Origin of the sequence: Methyloversatilis sp. XJ19-13 (assembly GCF_024580155.1) — a bacterium.
In the GTDB taxonomy this organism is placed as follows: Bacteria; Pseudomonadota; Gammaproteobacteria; order Burkholderiales; family Rhodocyclaceae; genus Methyloversatilis.
The window spans coordinates 320826-338020 of the sequence record NZ_JANINH010000004.1 but is presented as its reverse complement, the minus strand read 5'-3'; the positions used below and the strand labels follow the sequence as shown (position 1 = coordinate 338020).

Below are 17195 nucleotides of genomic sequence, written 5' to 3'. Positions count from 1 at the left end.
CGTGGCGCAGTTGCCTGCCTGGGCATTCGTCGGGCTTCCGCTGCAATAAGCCGCGAAGCACGTGATTGCCGCTGGCCTAGTCACAGGCACACGAGATGTCCACAGCCGCACCGCCGTTGGAAGCCGTGGTCTGACCGACAGCGCGCTGCACCTGCTCGGCTCGCCACTCGGACTAAGTTGAATTCCTGCGTTGACCACGAACAACGCTTCCCAGCACGGATGCACCGAGGAGACCCAACGCCCAAAGCGGCAGAGGAACATCCCCGTCCTCTCCACCAGTAGCTGCGGTCACGGCCACGATGTCCCCTGCGACATTGTTTGCCGTTGCTGAGTCTGTCCCGTCTAACACCACGTTGGCGACAGCCGTATAACTGCCTGCCGCGCTGATCACGGCCGAGATATGCAAGTTCACGTTGTTACCTGGGTTTAGGCCAGTGATGGTGCAAGTGACCGCGCCCACATTCGCGTTGAAGATACATCCGGGGTCCGCTGACACGAAACTGGCCTCAGCAGGCAAGACGAGAGACGTTTGTACGTTGCTCGCGGCAGCCGTCCCCGCATTGACCACGCTCAAAGTATAGAAAATGACCTGTCCCGCCTGCACCGTCGCCGGAGCGCTGTCCACGCTGATCAACAGATCAGTCTTGGCTGACGTGGATTCCAGCGCTGAGTACACACCAGCACCACTGACACCAAGAATCACAGCGGGCGCGCTTTGTTGCGTGAAGTCCCCGTTACCAAGCTGGCCGCCAGCATTCGACCCCCACGCGAGGTAAGTCAGGTCGGAACGAAGGGCGAGCGTGTGGCTTCGGCCGATTGCAATATCGAGCACATCTGATGGCACGGCAGCCGAGGGAATGGGCGTAGCGGAATAATGGAGGTATTGTTGCCCTGGCTCGTTGCCGCTCAAGCCGTCCCCAAGCTGTCCGGAGCCGCCTTGCCCCCATGACCATTGCTGACCGTCATCGGTAAGCACAACGGAATGAGCCCCACTTGTAGCTATGGAAAGAATGGTTTTGCCAGAAAAAGCGGATACGAAGGTAGGAAGCACACTCGCACTGCCCGTCCCAGTCCCGTTGCTACTCCAGGACCACGAGTAGAGTGCTCCGTCCGCGTTCAGCGCAAGCCCCACATCGTCATCCTGCCCGGAAGCGGAAGTTCCCCCAGCGACGATCATGACAACATTGGCGAGCCCCGGCACCTGGAACGGACCGCTCGCACCGCCTGTAGCCGACCACTGAGCGTCGGATATGGCTTCGGCCTTCATGTTCAGCTTGAAACCGCCCCATACCCATACGGTGCCGTCCGATTTAAGTGCCATAGAACTCTTGCCGGCCGCTGCAATCGCCACGACATTGGATAGCCCCATGACCTGAACCGGTGCGCTTCGATCCGTGAAGTCGAATGAACCTGCCCCCAACTGCCCGTAGAAGTTGTACCCCCACGCCCAGACCGTGCCATCGCTTTTCAGCGCCAAGGTATGGGCGTCCCCGGCTACGACCTCGATTACATTGGTCAAACTGCTGATCTGCACCGGTGTCGTCCTTTGCGATGTCGTCCCATCCCCAAGCCGGCCGTTCCCGTTGTAGCCCCAGACCCAGACCGTACCGTCCTGCTTGGCCACGGCCGTGTGATAGCCGCCGGCGGTGGCACTGGTCATGTCCGAAAGACCCGGAATAGGCACAGGAGCGGATACGCTGGCGCCCACAGCGACGGCGTTTGACCCGATTTGCCCGTTGCCATTGAATCCCCAAACTAGGACAGACCCATCTGCTTTCACTGCAGCCGTGTGGTACAGCCCGCCATCTGCGCGCGAACGTGCTGCGGCAACAACAGCCGCCCCGTTGAGTATCCCGGCCCCGCAGATAGCGGTTGAGCAATCAGCACCGGTTCCGCTTGGGAACGGCCGGGCGGTTGCCTTGACGATCCGGGTAATCTGGTTTGGACTAAGCTGCGATCGAGCCCCTTTCATCAATGACACGATCCCGGTCACATGCGGCGCAGCGACGCTTGTCCCGTAGTAGGCGCGAATCGAATTGTCTCCGATGCGAGTCGTGCTACCTCCGTCACTGGTTGAAGGAATCTGATCCAAGGCTACGTTGCTGGCCGCCGCCCCAGGGGCAGCAATATCGATGCGCGATCCTGTCGTCGTCAAGCCCTTGCCGCCAAACCGGGTGACGCCACCCACTGTGAGAACGCCATTGCAGCTTGCAGGGGACCGCTGGCTGGTATCCACACCATCGTCGTTGCCCGCTGCGGCGACCACCGTCACACCTTTCTTGCGTACTTCATCGATGGCTGCCTGCAGTATGGGAAGTGTGCTGCACGGCGCGCTGATCGAAATGCTCACATTCAGTACATTCGCCGGATTTGTGTTTGTTGGCACGCCAGAGACCGTGAGCCCTGCCGCCCAGCGAATCCCGTCGATCAGGTCAGGTTGAGACCCGCCCTTGCACTTGCCTAAGACCTGTACAGGAAGAAGCTTGGCGGCCTGGTTGATGCCAGCAATGCCGAAACTGTTATCAGTGCTAGCGCCTATGATCCCTGTGACACCAACACCATGCCAAGAACTGGTCGGGCAGCCTCCTGCCACGCTAGCGTCTCCTAAATCGGTTGGGTCCGCGTCTCGTCCGGTGCCGTCCGGAGCATTGGCCGCATTGGAAACAAAGTCGTACCCAGACAGGACACGACCCGTGGCAAGGTCCGTGTGAGGAATGATGCCGCCGTCCAACACGGCGATGACGGTGCCGGCCGAGCCAGAGTGGCTTGCCCAAGCATCCACTGCGTTGATCCCCGCTGGAGATTGATTCCCCAGGTTCCACTGTAATCCGCTTTGGAAGATCGGGTCATTGGGTGCTGTGGCCGATTGCCCGACTGTCATGTAGTCCGGCGTGCACCACCTTACGCGACGGTCACTCTTGAGCGTTTCACACAGAGCTTGGGCTTCCGATTCGTATTTTTTCTTGGGAAGGTTCAGCTGGTGGTAAATCGTGCCATTACGGCCATAGACCAGGCGAACGCCGGCAAGTCTGGAAAGTTCGTTGAGGAACGTGGCCGAAAGGGGTTTATCGGCAGCAGGTTCGTGCCCAGGAGTCACACCAATCGATACGGACTCCACGTACGGCAGCTTGGAGGGTTCAACCGGTGGATTCGAGGGTCCGGGCCTGATCTCCAAGGGTTGGGCTTCAGCGACATTCGATGCCGTAAGTGCAACAACCAGCAAACTCAAAGGAAGCTTACGAGCAAGATTTTTCATGGCTTATCTCCCTGCCCCTGCAGGGGCTGCGCCCCGCACCAGATCCGCTTCAGGGTCGATGGGCTCGATCCGGCCTACGCCAGGGTTGGCTTTCTGCAGTTCTTCGGCGAACGCCCAAGCTTCAGCCCGCGTCATCGGACGAGAGGCGCGAACCTCAAGAGCACCGTCATCCAACGTGCGTTGGTGTGTAAGCGACGTCCCGGATACGGGTTGAAGCTCAGCGGCGCGTTGTACGCCGCGTAGGCGCTCATTTGCAGAAGCGGCGGTTCGTGCTCGATAGCTGATCCGAAACTCTTGGACCGAAGGCGCGGACGTAGTGGGCTCTTGTGCGAGCACAGAAGTGCTGAGCAGTAGCAAAGCAGCAAGACACTGACGGGGTAACATGGACACAACCTCCTGAACATGGCAATGCCATCACGCTAGCGTCGAGTGATGACAAATATGTGAGAGGCACCATGCCAAAGGGACGTAAGCGTCCGACCGCCCCCGTCTAGGTGTCGCTGGCAGCGCCGACGGGACGTCCTTGCCGCGGACCGAACCCGCCTTTCGGTGTCGTCAAGACGCTCACGAGAAGTGCAGCTCTCTCGCACTGCGCCGGTCGACTACAATCATCCCAATAGAAACACTTGTAAAACTTAAGCAATCCCGTTGGGACACTTAACATGGAATCCCCAGTTCCTCTGCCAGTCGAGCGGGCGATCCGGAAGCTTGGCGGCGACATCTCCCTTGCCCGCCGTCGGCGGCACATTTCACAGGCCTCGCTCGCCGAGCGCATGGGCGCGTCGCTGTCCACCGTGCGGCGCATGGAGAAAGGCGACCTGCGGGTTCCCATTCACTTCTTCGCCCGCGCGCTTCACGTCTTCGGCGAAATTCAGACGCTGGAAAACCTGCTGGACACGGCGAAGGACGACATCGGCCTGACCCTGATGGACGAGAACCTGCCCAAGCGCGTGCGCAGCAAGGCCGGTACGTCGGGGGCGCTCTGATGACGGCAACCGCGCCGACCCGCCGGCAGATTCAGGTATGCATCGGCAAAGCCGGTCTGCCTGTTGGCTCGCTGGTCTATGTGCGGCAGGGTCGGCGCGAGCACAGCACCTTTGCCTATGACCCATCCTGGCTGGATACGCCGGCGCGCTTCAACGTGTCGGCCGACCTGCAACTGATGCCGGGCTACCAGCCGCACAAGGCGCGCTCGCCGCACGATTCTGTCTTTCATGGCGCCATCGCCGATACCGCGCCCGACGCCTGGGGGCGGCGCGTCATCGCCCGCGCCCACGCCAAGCGCCGCAAGACCGATCCGCAACTGCCGGCCCTCACCGAACTGGATTACCTGCTGGCGGTGGACGACTTCAGCCGCGTGGGCGCGCTACGCCTGCGCGATCCGGATGGAGACTGGCACCGAACGACGCCCGAAGGACTGCGCAGCACCCCGCCCTTGATCGAACTGCAGCACATCTACCAGGCCAGCCGCGCCGTCGAGCGCGGACAGGAGACGGCCGAGGACCTGCGCTACCTGCAAGGCAAGGGCACCTCGCTCGGCGGCATGCGACCCAAGTGCACCCTGGTGGACGAAGACGGCCGGCTCGCCATCGGCAAGTTTCCCAGTGTCAGCGATACGCGCAGCGTCAGCCGCGGCGAGGTACTGGCGCTGAAGCTGGCAGCGCGCGCGGGCATCTATGCTGCGCCCGCTCGCATCGTTCTGCTGGGCGACGAGGGAAACGAAGTGCCTGTGGCCGTGATCGGCCGCTTCGATCGCGATGGCGCCGACGGCCGCATCCCCTACCAGTCGGCGGCATCCCTGCTGCAGGCCTCGCGCGAGGAGGATCGCAGTTACAGCGAGATCGCCGACGCCCTCCGCACCCACGGCCACGCACCCACGCAGGACGTGCAGCAGCTCTGGCGCCGCATGGCGTTCAATCTGCTGATCACCAACGTGGACGACCACCTGCAGAACCACGGCTTCCTGCACGTGGCTCACGGCCAATGGCGCCTCGCGCCCGCTTTCGACATCAACCCGTTTCCGGACAAGGACCGGGAATCAAAGACCTGGCTGTCGGAGCAGGACGGACCGATCACCGACGTGCAGATGCTGCTGGCCCGCGCGTCCTACTTCGCGCTGGACAAGGAAGAGGCCTTGTCGGTACTGAAAGAGGTGCACGCGGCAGTCTGTCGATGGAGGCACGTTGCGCTGGCCCCGGACGTCGGACTGCAGGCAGACGAGCTGGACGATTTCGCGCCGGCTTTCGAGCACGCCCAGATGGAGGCAAGCGCCGTGCTGCTCGGCCTGTAGGCCCCGGCGGTGGGTGAAAAGTGACGCGGAGAGGCACTGTCCGTGGACGTGGTGACAGGCCGCGCGTCGAAGGCGATCCTTTCCTCAACGCCTGCCCGATCCATCTGCCACCACTCCGGTTGACCCGCCACTGAACGACGAAACCCGGCCCGCTTCGCGGAACCGGGTTTCACGCAGCCTTACTTGCGCACGAAGTCCAGCAGGTCCTGATTGAGCCTGTCCTTGTGCGTATCCGTGATGCCGTGCGGCGCTCCCGGATAGACCATCAGTTCGGCGTTGCGGATCAGCGCCGCCGATGCCTTGCCGGACAGGTCGATCGGCACGATCTGGTCATCGTCGCCGTGGATCACCAGCGTGGGCACGTCGAACTTCTTCAGGTCGGCGCGGAAATCGGTGGCCGAGAACGCCGCGATCGAGTCGTAGGTGTTCTTGTGCCCCGCCTGCATGCCCTGCGCCCAGAAGGACTGGATCAGCCCCTGCGACGGCTTGGCACCCGGGCGGTTGTAGCCGTAGAACGGGCCCGATGCGATGTCCAGATAGAGTTGCGAGCGGTTTGCCTGCGAGCCCTTGCGGATGCCGTCGAACACCTCGATCGGCAGGCCGCCCGGGTTGTCGGCGGTCTTCAGCATCATCGGCGGCACCGAACTGACCAGCACCGCCTTCTTCACCCGCGACGTGCCGTGACGGCCGATGTAGCGCGCCACTTCGCCGCCACCGGTCGAGAAGCCGACCAGGGTCACGTCCTTCAGGTCGAGCGCCTTGATGACGGCGGCCAGATCGTCGGCGTAGTGGTCCATGTCGTTGCCGTCCCACGGCTGGCTGGAGCGGCCGTGGCCGCGCCGGTCGTGGGCGACCACCCGGTAGCCCTGCGACGCGAGGAACAGCATCTGCGATTCCCAGCTGTCGGAACTGAGCGGCCAGCCGTGGCTGAAGGTGACGACCGGGCCGTTCTTCGGTCCCCAGTCTTTGTAGTAAAGCTGCACGCCGTCGCGTGTGGTGACGTAGCTTTCGGTCTTCTTGACCACGGCAGCGGCGCGGGTCGCGGCCTTGACGGGCTCGGCGGCATGGGTCGGTGCTGCGAGGGCAGCGGCCAGCACGGTCAGTGCGAGGGCTTGGCGAATGGCTTTCATGATGGTTTCCTTTCTGTGTCGGGGACGATGTCGGTTCGGGAAGTTCAGTCGGCGATGACCAGGGTCACGTCGATGTTGCCGCGGGTGGCGTTCGAGTACGGGCACACGATGTGCGCCTTCTGGACCAGCGCTTCGACCTGTTCGCGCGGCAGGCCGGGCACGGCGATGGTCAGCTCGACCTCGATGCCGAAGCCGGTCGGGATGGCGCCGATGCCAACGCGGCCGGTGATCTGCGTGGCGGCCGGCAGCGCGACCTTGTTCTGGCCGGCGACGAACTTCAGCGCGCCGAGGAAGCAGGCCGAATAGCCGGCGGCGAACAGTTGTTCGGGATTGGTGCCGGCACCGCCGGCGCCGCCCAGTTCGCGCGGGGTCGACAACTGCAGGTCGAGCACGCCGTCGGACGATACGGCACGGCCTTCGCGGCCTCCGGTGGCAGTGGCCTGGGCGGTGTAGAGGACTTTTTCGATGGACATGATCAACTCCTGTGCATGGGGTGAATGAGGCAATGCCGGTTGGCAGGACGAACTTTGCGCCTGCACGAGATACCGAACGCAACGTATAGTCCTGAAAACTTCACCTGGAGTATCGAACACACCATGACCGACAGACTTGAAGCCTTGCTGGCGCATTTTTCGGTCAGCGCGCGCGTGTTCAACACCGGCGCGCTGTGCGGCCTCACCGAACTGGACGCCGGTGACAGCGGCCGCATGCACCTGATCCGCGCAGGCGAAGCCGATGTGCATCATCCGGGCGGCAGCGAGCGCGTGACCCGGCCCAGCCTGCTGCTGTTTCCGCGACCGGTCGCCTACCGTTTCGTCACCGAGCCGACACGCGGCGCCGACTTTGCGTGCGCGCGGATGCACTTCTCCGGCGGCGCCGCCAATCCGATCGCCGCGGCGCTGCCGGACTTCACCTGTCTGGCGCTGGACGACATCCTCGGTGCGGGACCGGTGCTGGATCTGCTGTTCAACGAGGCGTCAAATCAGTACTGCGGCCGTCAGGCGGTGCTGGATCGATTGTTCGAAGTGCTGCTGGTGCAGGTGCTCAGACACCTGATGGAAGCGGGCCGGACCGGCGCGGGCATGCTGGCCGGACTGTCGCACCCGCGCCTGCGCCTTGCGCTGGTGGCGATGCACGAGAACCCGGCGCAGGACTGGTCGCTGGAGGCGCTCGCTGCGCGTGCCGGCATGTCGCGCAGCGTTTTTGCGAATGCGTTTCGCGACACCGTGGGCTGCACGCCGGGTGCCTACCTGCAGCGCTGGCGCATCGGCCTGGCCGAGCAGGCACTGCGTCGGGGGCGAACGCTGGCGCTGATCGCCGATGAAGTCGGTTATGGAGGAGAAGCCGCGCTGTCGCGTGCCTTCAAGGCACAGACCGGGCTGTCACCGCGGCAGTGGCGCGAGGCGCACAAGCGGTGACGAAGGGGGCTGGACATGCGTCGGCGCATGTCTTGATGCGGCATTCGCGACGCACCAAAGAAAAAAGCGGGCAATGCCCGCTTTTTTCCTGTCGCAACGCCGAGTTCAGCGGTTGGCGATGTACATCGTGATTTCAAAGCCAAAACGCAGGTCGGTCGCCTTCGGGGTTTGCCAGTTCATGTGTGTCTCCTCGATGATTTCGCTTCGCTTCACAGCAACGCGCTGTGCATGGATCGAATACTGCGCCGACCGCCGGCGCGTCACCTCGGGCCGGTCACGAAAGAAGGCTCAGGATTTTCATGAGAGCAAGGCGCGGAAGTCGTCCGGCAGCACACAGGTCTGCAGGCTGCGCTGCGTGAACAGGAAACGCCCGTCGCACACGAAGCCCAGTTCTTCCCAGTCGACCGCATCGTTGAGCAGGCTTGCGGCCCGCGCGATGTCGAGCGCCGGCGAGCGCGCGAACAGCGCGAGCACGGCGCCGTCGTAATGCGGGCAGTCATGCAGGAAGAACGGCCGCGGCTTGCGCGTCTTGCCATTGACGTAGATGCGCGCAGCGTCCGAGCGGTGATGCACCCTGCCCCAGCGCCACCNTCATGCAGGAAGAACGGCCGCGGCTTGCGCGTCTTGCCATTGACGTAGATGCGCGCAGCGTCCGAGCGGTGATGCACCCTGCCCCAGCGCCACCAGTTGTGTTCGCCGAACGGCCGCACGCGGCGCGCCAGCAATCGGGCCTTGTGCTGTTCCAGCCAGTCGTTGCGCACATCGAAGAAGGCGCGCCGCGTGCGGCCGGTGTCGACGGTGCTGGAACAGACGAATTCCATATTGCCTTCCGGGTGCACGAACACGTCGTCCGCACCGGACACGGCGCCCACGCGCACGTCGAACAGTGCCGACAGCGGCACGCCGTAGTCGCCGCGCAGGAACATGAGCTGCCCCTGTTCGCAATGAAAGCGCCGGCCGTCGTGCATGCGGCGGTCCGCGCGTCCCTTCTCGAAGCGGAACACCGCGCAGTTCGGCACATAGGCGCCGAACACCCGCGCGTCGCCGGTTTCGATGAAGTCGGTGATGCTGCCCTGCTCGAACAGCCAGGCATTCAGCCGACGGGCGGCGGTCAGCTTGGTGAATTCGCGCGGCACGATGAAGATCAGTTCGCCGCCCGGGTTCAGGTGGCGCACGCACTTCTCGATGAAGAAGAGGTAGAGGTTGCTGCGCAGGTCGAACAGTTCGCTCGCCAGCCGGGCGCGCGTCGCCGGCAGGATGTCCTGGTGCCGCACATAGGGCGGATTGCCGATGATGGTGTCGAAGCGCTCAGTCAGCGGGTAGTCGAAGAAATCCATGACCTGCGCACCGGCCGGCGCCACCGACGGATCGAGTTCGATTGCGGTGCAGCCGGGCAGGCGCGACGAGAACGCGCCATCGCCCGCCGAAGGTTCGAGCACCCGCCCGGCGTTGCGACGCAGCGCGAGCATCTGCGCCACGACATCGTCGCGGGTGAACACCTGCCCGTACTGTTCCACCCGATGGTTGCGGTCGTCCATGGCGCGATTGTCACATGGCCGGTGTCGTGCAGGCATGCATGGGCTAACATCGACGCCCGACCGAATCGCCCGACCACGCGCCGCCCATGCTGCATCCTCCGATTGAACCGTACGACACCGGCTGGCTCGACGTCGGGCATGGACATCGCCTGTACTACGAACAATGCGGCAATCCGGACGGCCTGCCCGCACTGTATGTACACGGCGGTCCGGGTTCGGGCTGCTCGCCGCGCCAGCGCCGCTTCTTCCATCCGGAACGCGACCGCGTCGTGCTGTTCGACCAGCGTGGCTGCGGCCGCAGCACACCGGGCGGCGACATCGCCCACAACCACACCGATGCACTGGTGGCCGACATCGAGGCGCTGCGCGCCCATCTGGGCATAGCCCGCTGGCTGGTGTTCGGCGGTTCCTGGGGCTCGACGCTTACTGCCGTCTGGGCGGCACGCCACCGTGCGGCGTGCAGCGGGCTCATCCTGCGCGGTGTGTTTCTCGCCGGGCGCGCCGATCTCGAATGGTTTTTCCACGGCGCGGCGGCCCTCGCCCCGCAGGCGCACGGCGCGCTGATGCAGGCGGTGCCGGCGCGCTGGCGCGACCGCATCGTCGTGTGGCTCGACCGCGCGCTGTCGTCGGGCGATGCGGCCCGCGTCGATCACGCCGTGCTGGCCTGGCGCAACTGGGAACACGCCCTCGGCAGCTGGCCGCACACCGGAGTGCCGGCTGAGCCCACCGACGACGAATGGCCGGCGCTGCGCAACCGCTATCGCGTGCAGGCGCACTACCTCGCTCACCGCTGCTTTCTCGGCGAGGCGAAGGTGCTCGATGCCATCGCGCATCTGCACGGACTGCCGGTGGCCATCGTGCATGGCAGCCACGATCTGGTGTGCCGGCCGCAGAACGCCTGGCGCGCGCACCACACCGCGCACGGCAGCAAACTGGCCTGGGCGCAGGGGGCTGGGCACGACCCCTTCCATCCGGCCAGTGCGGCGCTGCTGGTGTCGGCGGTCGACGCCCATGCGCGCGCGGGCGACTTCGCGACCTGGCCGGGAGCGTCCGCATGAGCCTGCGCCTGAAGCTCAATCTGCTGATCGCGCTGGTCATCCTGACCTTCACCAGCACGATGCTGACGCTGGAACTGATGGGCACGCGACGCGCTGTCAGCGAAGAGATCGAGGCGGCGAACCGGGTCGCCACGCAACTGCTGTCGCGCGTCACGCTGGTCTATGCCAATACCGGCTCGCCCGCCCTGGTGGACTTCCTGCACCGGCTGGGACGCGTGCGCGCAACCGAAATCCGCCTGGTCGACGGCAGCGGCACCGAACTGTATGCGTCGCCGCCGTCGCCCTACAAGGCGGGACGCGAAGCGCCGGACTGGTATTCGAACGCCATCCTGCCGCGCAAGCCGAGACAGGAGATCACGCTCGTGGACGATGCGAAACTGGTGGTCGAGGCCGACGCGTCGCGCGCCATTCTCGACGGCTGGGACGAAGCCGTGCGCCTGCTGATCGCCGGCACGATCGCGCTGGTATTGGGCAATGCACTGGTGTTCTGGCTGGTCGGGCGCGCGACGCGGCCGTTCAACCGCATCGTGCGCGGGCTGGAACAGATGCGCGCCGGTGACTACCACACGCGGCTGGAAGAGCTGCCCGGGCGCGAGGCGGGCTCGATGGCGCAGGCGTTCAACCGCATGGCGCAGTCGATCGAAGACAACATGACGGCGCGGCAGGAAGCGCTCGAGGCGCGCAGCCATCTGGAAGAGAACCGCGAACTGACGCAGTTCATCCAGAGCCGCATCGAGGAGGAACGACGCGACATCGCGCGCGAGCTGCACGACGAAATGGGTCAGGCGGTCACGGCGATCAAGAGCATGGGCCTGTCGATCGCGCGGCGTGATGTGCAGAGCGACCCGCGCAGTGCCGAGGCGGCGCAACTCATCGTCGACACGGCGGATCATCTTTACGACGTCATGCACAGCATCATTCCGCGCCTGCGTCCGCTGGCGCTGGACAATCTCGGGCTGGAAGACGCGCTCGACGATCTGGTCGCCGAGTGGCGGCGTCACCACCCGCACATGCAGTTCGAACTGCAGATGTCCGATCTGCCGGAAGCGCCGGGCGACTCGTTCAAGCTGGCGGCCTACCGCATCGTGCAGGAAGCCGTGACCAATGCGCTGAAACACGCCAATGCAGGGAAAATCATGATTTCGCTGCGCGGTACTGAACAGTTCCTGCATCTGACAGTCGAGGATGACGGGAGCGGGCTGGCCGAAGGCTGGGCGCTCAAGCGCGGTCATCACGGCGTGCGCGGCATGCGCGAACGCGCGCAGGCGCTCGGCGGCGAACTGGACGTGACGGCGCGTGACGGCGGCGGCACGCAGGTCGTGGCCCGGCTGCCACTCGAATAAGACAGGGGAGACAACAGGATGGGTCCGATCAAGGTGATGCTGGTCGATGACCATGCCGTCGTGCGCATGGGCTTCAAATTGCTGCTGGCCGCGTGTGAGGACATCGAGGTGGTCGGCGAGGCGGACAGCGGCGAAACCGCCTATGTGCGCTACGCCGAACTGAAGCCGGATGTTGTGGTGATGGACCTGTCCATGCCCGGCATGGGCGGCATCGAGGCGGTGCGTCGGCTGACGGCGCGCGACAAGGGCGTTCGCATCCTGGCGCTGTCGGCGCACGAAGACACGGCGCATCCCAAGCGCGTGCTCAAGGCGGGCGCCACCGGCTACCTGTCGAAGCGCGGTGCGCCGGAAGCGCTGATCGACGCGGTGCGCACGGTGGCGTCCGGACGCATGTATCTGGACGCCGAAATCGCACAGAAGCTGGCGATGCAGGACGTGACCGGCGCGCAGAACCCGGTCGAGGCGCTGTCGGAACGCGAATTCGAAGTGTTCATTCACCTCGCGCGCGGCCAGTCGGTGAACCAGATCGCGGAAACCCTGCACCTGTCGACCTCGACCATCGGCACCCATCTGTACAACGTGAAGCAGAAGCTCGGCGCGTCCAACCAGGCCGAGCTGACGCTGATTGCGCTGCGCAACGGGCTGATCGAAGCCTGAATCCGGCCTGACGCGGCAACCGCACCACAACGGGGCACTCTGCCTCACGGTGCAGCGTCCGCTGCACCGTTTTCCCGCCTGTACCGAGTGGCAATCTGCAACGTCCGAGGGTTGAGCGTCGCAGACTTCAACGCTCCAGCGGGGCGATCGTCATCCTTTGTCCGACACGTCAATCATGCGGCAGCGCACAAAACCGGCTGCGCTGCGCCCTGTGACGTCGTTTCTGCCACAAAGACCGTGTTTACAGGACCCGTACGTGAGTGCCCTCGCGCACAGACACGAGGACTTGGCACGATTTACGCTTAGTGTTGTGCACCGCACCACGGCTAAAAAACCCACAAGGTTCCACCACATGTTCCGTTAGTCCATTCATCGCCGCCAGCCTTCATCCAGGGCCGGACGGCTGCAAGGAGAATCATCATGCGCATCCCCGGATTGCTGTTGATGCTGTTGTTTGCCACCGGCGCCCAGGCGAGCGCCGAGCGCTACATACAGCTTTCGATGCACATGGTGAAAATCCTTGCCGCGGCACCGGACGGCCGCATCAACAGCGGCACCGGCGTGCAGCTCGATGCGAAACATGTGATCACCAACTGCCACGTCGTCGGCCGCGCGCAGAACGTCATCGTCGCGCGCGGCAGTACCGGCGTGCCGGCGCAGGCGCGCTCGGTCGATACGCGGCACGACCTGTGTCTGCTGAGCATTGCCCAGCCGATGGCGCGTCCGGTCGAAGTGTCGTCGTCGCGCACACTGAAGATCGGCGACGAAGTCCATGCCATGGGATTTTCCGGCGGCAAGGCGCTGTCGATGAGCGTCGGGCAGGTGACCGCACTGCACGAGATGGACAACGCCGTGGTGATCGAAACCGACGCCCAGTTCCAGCAAGGCGCATCCGGTGGCGCACTGTTCGACGCCGAAGGCCGTCTGGTCGGCGTGCTGACCTTCTTCATCCCGGGCATGAAGCGCCATTTCGCGGTGCCGACCGAATGGATGCAGGCCGGGCTGGACAATGCCCAGGACGTCGAGTTGCCGGTCGCCGCCACGACGCCGCCCTTCTGGGCCGCAGCCGAAGCGGACAAGCCGTTCTTCCTGCGCGCCATCCAGCACGAAAACGATCAGGAATGGGACCGCCTGCAGGCCGTCACCCAGGAATGGGTCGAAGCCGAGCCGCGCAATGGTGCGGCGATCGAAGCCGCGGTGCGCGCCAGCCGTCTGCCGCCGCGCTGACTGCATCCGAAAAAATCATCACGCGAACGGGGAGAAACAGTGGTTGGCGATCCGGAGGCTGGCAGATTGGAAGCCGCCAAACAAACCAACCCCAACTTCTTCGCTGTCATGCGGGATGCGATGCCGGACGAGTTATCCGGGAAAGCCTCACCAAAGCTTTCGAGCGACGCGACGTCCTGGAAGACCTTTTGGGCCGATCCAGCTGTGCGGCGTCCAGGTGACATCAAGAATGCGCAAGCGCAAATGCCCGGTCAGTTGCGCATGAAGCGGCAACGGTGCATCGGGCCGCAAGCCTGCCCGACCTGAGCGGCCCCGCCTCCTGAATCCGGCTCGAACGGCGGGTACCGACGGTCAGCTCAACGCCGCCAGCGCCGCCTCTGGCGCCTTGTCCAGCACCTTCAGCAAGGCCTTCGCCGCTCCGGTGGGGCTGCGCTTGCCTTGCTCCCAGTTTCTTATCGTTTCGAGCGGCACATTGATGCTCGCGGAGAACTCGGCCTGGCTCAGCCCGAGACGTTTGCGCACGCGGCGGACGAACCTGCCGGCATCCTGCAGTGACAGCGCGTCGTCGACCGCAGCCTGCGCAGCGATGTCGTCCTCGGTTGTTGCATCCACCCGCTCGGCATCAATGCGCCCCTGCTTCAGCGACTCAGGCTGGGCAGGGTCAATCGTCACTCGTATTGTCTTCATAGCGTCGAACTTCCCTCTGATTGGCCTTGCGGGCGGAAATGATGCGACAAGAACACTCAAGCCATGTCCGTTTTCCGGAAGTCCGCCGGCTGCGAGACGAACGTACTCAGGTCGTCACGTGCAAGTCAGCCGACAAGTACTTCCGGTGAAAACGACTCGATCGTATGTGGATGCGCCCGGAATCAAGGCTGACCAATGACCGGAATGAACCAAAAGAAAAGGCCGTGCCGGAACTCCGGCACGGCCTTTTCAGCTCACTGAATGCTCAGCGCGCCTGTTCGACCTGCTGCGCAACCTGCTGTACCTGAGCCACCGCTACAGTCGGTTCGGCGGCACTGACCACCGAACCCGTCGCCGACGGCAGCAGCGGCACGATCAGCAGCGCGACGATGTTGATGATCTTGATCAGCGGATTGACCGCCGGACCGGCGGTGTCCTTGTACGGATCGCCGACCGTGTCGCCGGTCACCGCGGCCTTGTGCGCTTCGGAACCCTTGCCGCCGAAGTGACCGTCCTCGATGTACTTCTTCGCGTTGTCCCACGCGCCGCCACCGGTGGTCATGGAAATCGCGACGAACAGACCGGTCACGATGGTGCCCATCAGGAGGCCGCCGAGCGCCTGCACGCCGGCTTCCGGCCCCATCAGGAAAGCCATGCCGAAGGCCACGATGACCGGCACCAGCACCGGCAGCAGCGACGGGATCATCATTTCCTTGATCGCCGCCACGGTCAGCATGTCGACCGCCTTCGAGTAATCCGGCTTGGCCGTGCCTTCCATGATGCCGGGGATTTCCTTGAACTGGCGGCGCACTTCGACCACCACCGCACCGGCTGAACGACCCACCGCCTCCATCGCCATGGCGCCGAACAGATAGGGAATCAGGCCACCGATGAACAGGCCGATGATGACCGCCGGGTTGGCCAGATCGAAGGTGACGCTGTGACCGACCGCTTCGAGCGCGTGCGTGTAGTCGGCGAACAGCACCAGTGCGGCCAGACCGGCGGAGCCGATGGCATAGCCCTTGGTGACGGCCTTGGTCGTGTTGCCCACGGCATCCAGCGGATCGGTCACTGCACGCACGGAAGCGGGCAGATCGGACATTTCGGCGATGCCGCCGGCGTTGTCGGTGATCGGACCGTAGGCATCGAGTGCCACGATGATGCCGGACATGCTGAGCATGGACGTCGCCGCGATGGCAATGCCGTACAGACCGCCCAGCGTGTAGGCGGCCCAGATCGCGGCGCACACCGACAGCACCGGCCAGGCGCACGACTTCATCGACACGCCGAGGCCGGCGATGATGTTGGTGCCGTGACCGGTGGTCGACGCTTCGGCGATGTGGCGCACCGGCTTGAATTCGGTACTGGTGTAGTACTCGGTGATCACCACCATCAGGCCGGTCAGCGCCAGACCCACCAGTGCCGCGAGGTAGAGCCGCATCTGCGCGCCCCCGTCGATGCCCATGACGGCATTCAGCGCGTCGTCGGGAATCAGCGACGTGGTCAGCGGATAGAAGGCGATGGTCGCCAGCACGCCGGCCACGATCAGGCCGCGGTACAGCGCGCCCATGATCTTCTGGCCCGGTTTCGCCTTGACGAAGATGCAGCCGATGATGGACGCAATGATCGAAAAGCCGCCCAGCGCCAGCGGGTAGATGACCGCCGCTTCGGCATTGGACTTGAGCAGCAGCGAGCCGAGCAGCATGGTGGCCACGATGGTCACCGCATAGGTTTCGAACAGGTCGGCCGCCATGCCTGCGCAGTCGCCGACGTTGTCGCCCACGTTGTCGGCGATCACTGCCGGGTTGCGCGGGTCGTCTTCCGGGATGCCGGCTTCGACCTTGCCCACCAGGTCGGCGCCGACGTCTGCACCCTTGGTGAAGATGCCGCCGCCGAGGCGCGCGAAGATCGAAATGAGCGACGAACCGAAGCCCAGGCCGATCAGCGGATGGATGATCTGATCGATCGTCGCGTCATGCGCGGCCGAGCCTTTCAGGATCGCGTAATAGCCTGCCACCCCCAGCAGGCCCATGCCGACCACCAGCATGCCGGTGATGGCGCCGCCGCGGAAGGCGACGTCGAACGCTTCTGAAATGCCCTTGCGCGCGGCTTCCGCCGTACGCACATTCGCGCGCACCGACACGTTCATGCCGATGTAGCCGGCCGCCCCCGACAGCACCGCGCCGATGACGAAACCGGCGGCGGTCGACGTGCCGAGCGTGAGCCACAGGACCACGGTGAGGATGACGCCGACGATGGCAATCGTTCGGTACTGCCGGTTCAGATAGGCCTGGGCGCCCACCTGCACTGCATCGGCAATTTCGCGCATGCGCTCATTGCCGCTGGGTTGAGCAAGAATCCACTTGCTGGATACGGCGCCATACGCGATGGCGACCACCGAACACACGAGTGCGAATATCAGACCGGACGACAACATCACCCCTCCCCCCTTGTTTTACTGCGCCAGATGGACACCCCGCGTGAGCAGGACATCCGAAAGCTGCAGCGATCTTGTGGATCGCCGGGCGGCGCCATCCCGGCCGCTGCCCTGGTAAATCGGCAGCCCGCGGGAGAGCGGACTGCAACAAGCG

The 17195-nt window shown here is 64.5% G+C and carries 15 protein-coding genes; 8 read left to right on the top strand and 7 right to left on the bottom strand.

Going from position 1 to position 17195, the window contains the following annotated elements:
• Positions 1-172 precede the first annotated feature (172 nt).
• Entirely contained in the window at positions 173-3256 is a 3084-nt protein-coding gene (locus NMQ14_RS08020) for a S8 family serine peptidase (protein WP_257095019.1), read from the bottom strand.
• A 662-nt stretch (positions 3257-3918) separates the two neighbouring features.
• Between NMQ14_RS08020 and NMQ14_RS08015 the strand changes: the two genes are divergently transcribed.
• Together NMQ14_RS08015 and NMQ14_RS08010 are read left to right on the top strand one after the other, a co-directional pair.
• Positions 3919-4242, top strand: a complete 324-nt coding sequence (locus NMQ14_RS08015) for a helix-turn-helix transcriptional regulator (protein WP_257095018.1) — start codon at positions 3919-3921, stop codon at positions 4240-4242.
• A complete protein-coding gene (locus NMQ14_RS08010) occupies positions 4242-5546 on the top strand; it encodes a type II toxin-antitoxin system HipA family toxin (RefSeq protein WP_257095017.1) in 1305 nt (434 codons plus the stop codon). Before NMQ14_RS08015 ends, NMQ14_RS08010 begins: the two co-directional genes overlap by 1 nt.
• Before the next feature lie 179 nt (positions 5547-5725).
• Here the strand turns inward: NMQ14_RS08010 and NMQ14_RS08005 are convergent, their stop codons facing one another.
• Positions 5726-6676 carry an alpha/beta fold hydrolase gene (locus NMQ14_RS08005; protein WP_257095015.1) on the bottom strand — a complete coding sequence of 317 codons (951 nt, stop codon included), beginning with the start codon at positions 6674-6676 and terminating at the stop codon, positions 5726-5728.
• A gap of 44 nt (positions 6677-6720) precedes the next feature.
• Entirely contained in the window at positions 6721-7149 is a 429-nt protein-coding gene (locus tag NMQ14_RS08000) for an organic hydroperoxide resistance protein (RefSeq protein WP_257095013.1), read from the bottom strand.
• A gap of 123 nt (positions 7150-7272) precedes the next feature.
• Here NMQ14_RS08000 and NMQ14_RS07995 point away from each other — a divergent pair, with 123 nt between their 5' ends.
• A complete protein-coding gene (locus NMQ14_RS07995) occupies positions 7273-8094 on the top strand; it encodes an AraC family transcriptional regulator (protein ID WP_257095011.1) in 822 nt (273 codons plus the stop codon).
• Positions 8095-8199: 105 nt separating this feature from the next.
• Here the strand turns inward: NMQ14_RS07995 and pqqA are convergent, their stop codons facing one another.
• Both pqqA and NMQ14_RS07985 read right to left on the bottom strand, forming a co-directional pair.
• A complete protein-coding gene (pqqA, locus tag NMQ14_RS07990) occupies positions 8200-8274 on the bottom strand; it encodes a pyrroloquinoline quinone precursor peptide PqqA (protein WP_083224124.1) in 75 nt (24 codons plus the stop codon).
• A gap of 80 nt (positions 8275-8354) precedes the next feature.
• Entirely contained in the window at positions 8355-9632 is a 1278-nt protein-coding gene (locus NMQ14_RS07985; protein WP_257095009.1) for a class I SAM-dependent methyltransferase, read from the bottom strand.
• Positions 9633-9718: 86 nt separating this feature from the next.
• On the opposite strand from NMQ14_RS07985, the gene pip reads away from it, so the two are divergent.
• From pip to NMQ14_RS07960, 5 genes are all read left to right on the top strand, one after another.
• Positions 9719-10690, top strand: coding sequence for a prolyl aminopeptidase (pip, locus tag NMQ14_RS07980; protein WP_257095007.1), 972 nt, complete (start codon positions 9719-9721; stop codon positions 10688-10690).
• Entirely contained in the window at positions 10687-12033 is a 1347-nt protein-coding gene (locus tag NMQ14_RS07975) for an ATP-binding protein (RefSeq protein WP_257095005.1), read from the top strand. Before pip ends, NMQ14_RS07975 begins: the two co-directional genes overlap by 4 nt.
• 18 nt (positions 12034-12051) lie before the next feature.
• Positions 12052-12690, top strand: coding sequence for a response regulator transcription factor (locus NMQ14_RS07970; protein ID WP_257078765.1), 639 nt, complete (start codon positions 12052-12054; stop codon positions 12688-12690).
• A gap of 420 nt (positions 12691-13110) precedes the next feature.
• Complete coding sequence (locus tag NMQ14_RS07965) at positions 13111-13917, top strand: serine protease (RefSeq protein WP_257078766.1); 807 nt, start codon at positions 13111-13113, stop codon at positions 13915-13917.
• Positions 13918-13983: 66 nt separating this feature from the next.
• A complete protein-coding gene (locus NMQ14_RS07960; protein WP_257095003.1) occupies positions 13984-14223 on the top strand; it encodes a hypothetical protein in 240 nt (79 codons plus the stop codon).
• A gap of 45 nt (positions 14224-14268) precedes the next feature.
• On the opposite strand, the gene NMQ14_RS07955 is transcribed toward NMQ14_RS07960, so the two are convergent.
• Together NMQ14_RS07955 and NMQ14_RS07950 are read right to left on the bottom strand one after the other, a co-directional pair.
• The gene (locus tag NMQ14_RS07955) at positions 14269-14664 is read right to left on the bottom strand and encodes a DNA-binding transcriptional regulator (RefSeq protein WP_257095001.1); all 396 of its coding nucleotides are present in this window, start codon (positions 14662-14664) and stop codon (positions 14269-14271) included.
• A gap of 205 nt (positions 14665-14869) precedes the next feature.
• Positions 14870-17041: a sodium-translocating pyrophosphatase gene (locus NMQ14_RS07950; RefSeq protein ID WP_257094999.1), complete on the bottom strand. Its 2172-nt coding sequence runs from the start codon at positions 17039-17041 to the stop codon at positions 14870-14872.
• Positions 17042-17195: the final 154 nt, after the last annotated feature.

Excerpts from the sequence above, each read along its gene's own strand:
- NMQ14_RS08000 (WP_257095013.1), bottom strand. The coding sequence starts at position 7,149 with ATGTCCATCGAAAAAGTCCTCTACACCGCCCAGGCCACTGCCACCGGA.
- pip (WP_257095007.1), top strand. The coding sequence starts at position 9,719 with ATGCTGCATCCTCCGATTGAACCGTACGACACCGGCTGGCTCGACGTC.
- NMQ14_RS08010 (WP_257095017.1), top strand. The coding sequence starts at position 4,242 with ATGACGGCAACCGCGCCGACCCGCCGGCAGATTCAGGTATGCATCGGC.
- NMQ14_RS08015 (WP_257095018.1), top strand. The coding sequence starts at position 3,919 with ATGGAATCCCCAGTTCCTCTGCCAGTCGAGCGGGCGATCCGGAAGCTT.
- NMQ14_RS07950 (WP_257094999.1), bottom strand. The coding sequence starts at position 17,041 with ATGTTGTCGTCCGGTCTGATATTCGCACTCGTGTGTTCGGTGGTCGCC.
- NMQ14_RS07975 (WP_257095005.1), top strand. The coding sequence starts at position 10,687 with ATGAGCCTGCGCCTGAAGCTCAATCTGCTGATCGCGCTGGTCATCCTG.
- NMQ14_RS07995 (WP_257095011.1), top strand. The coding sequence starts at position 7,273 with ATGACCGACAGACTTGAAGCCTTGCTGGCGCATTTTTCGGTCAGCGCG.
- NMQ14_RS07970 (WP_257078765.1), top strand. The coding sequence starts at position 12,052 with ATGGGTCCGATCAAGGTGATGCTGGTCGATGACCATGCCGTCGTGCGC.
- NMQ14_RS07965 (WP_257078766.1), top strand. The coding sequence starts at position 13,111 with ATGCGCATCCCCGGATTGCTGTTGATGCTGTTGTTTGCCACCGGCGCC.
- NMQ14_RS08020 (WP_257095019.1), bottom strand. The coding sequence starts at position 3,256 with ATGAAAAATCTTGCTCGTAAGCTTCCTTTGAGTTTGCTGGTTGTTGCA.
- NMQ14_RS08005 (WP_257095015.1), bottom strand. The coding sequence starts at position 6,676 with ATGAAAGCCATTCGCCAAGCCCTCGCACTGACCGTGCTGGCCGCTGCC.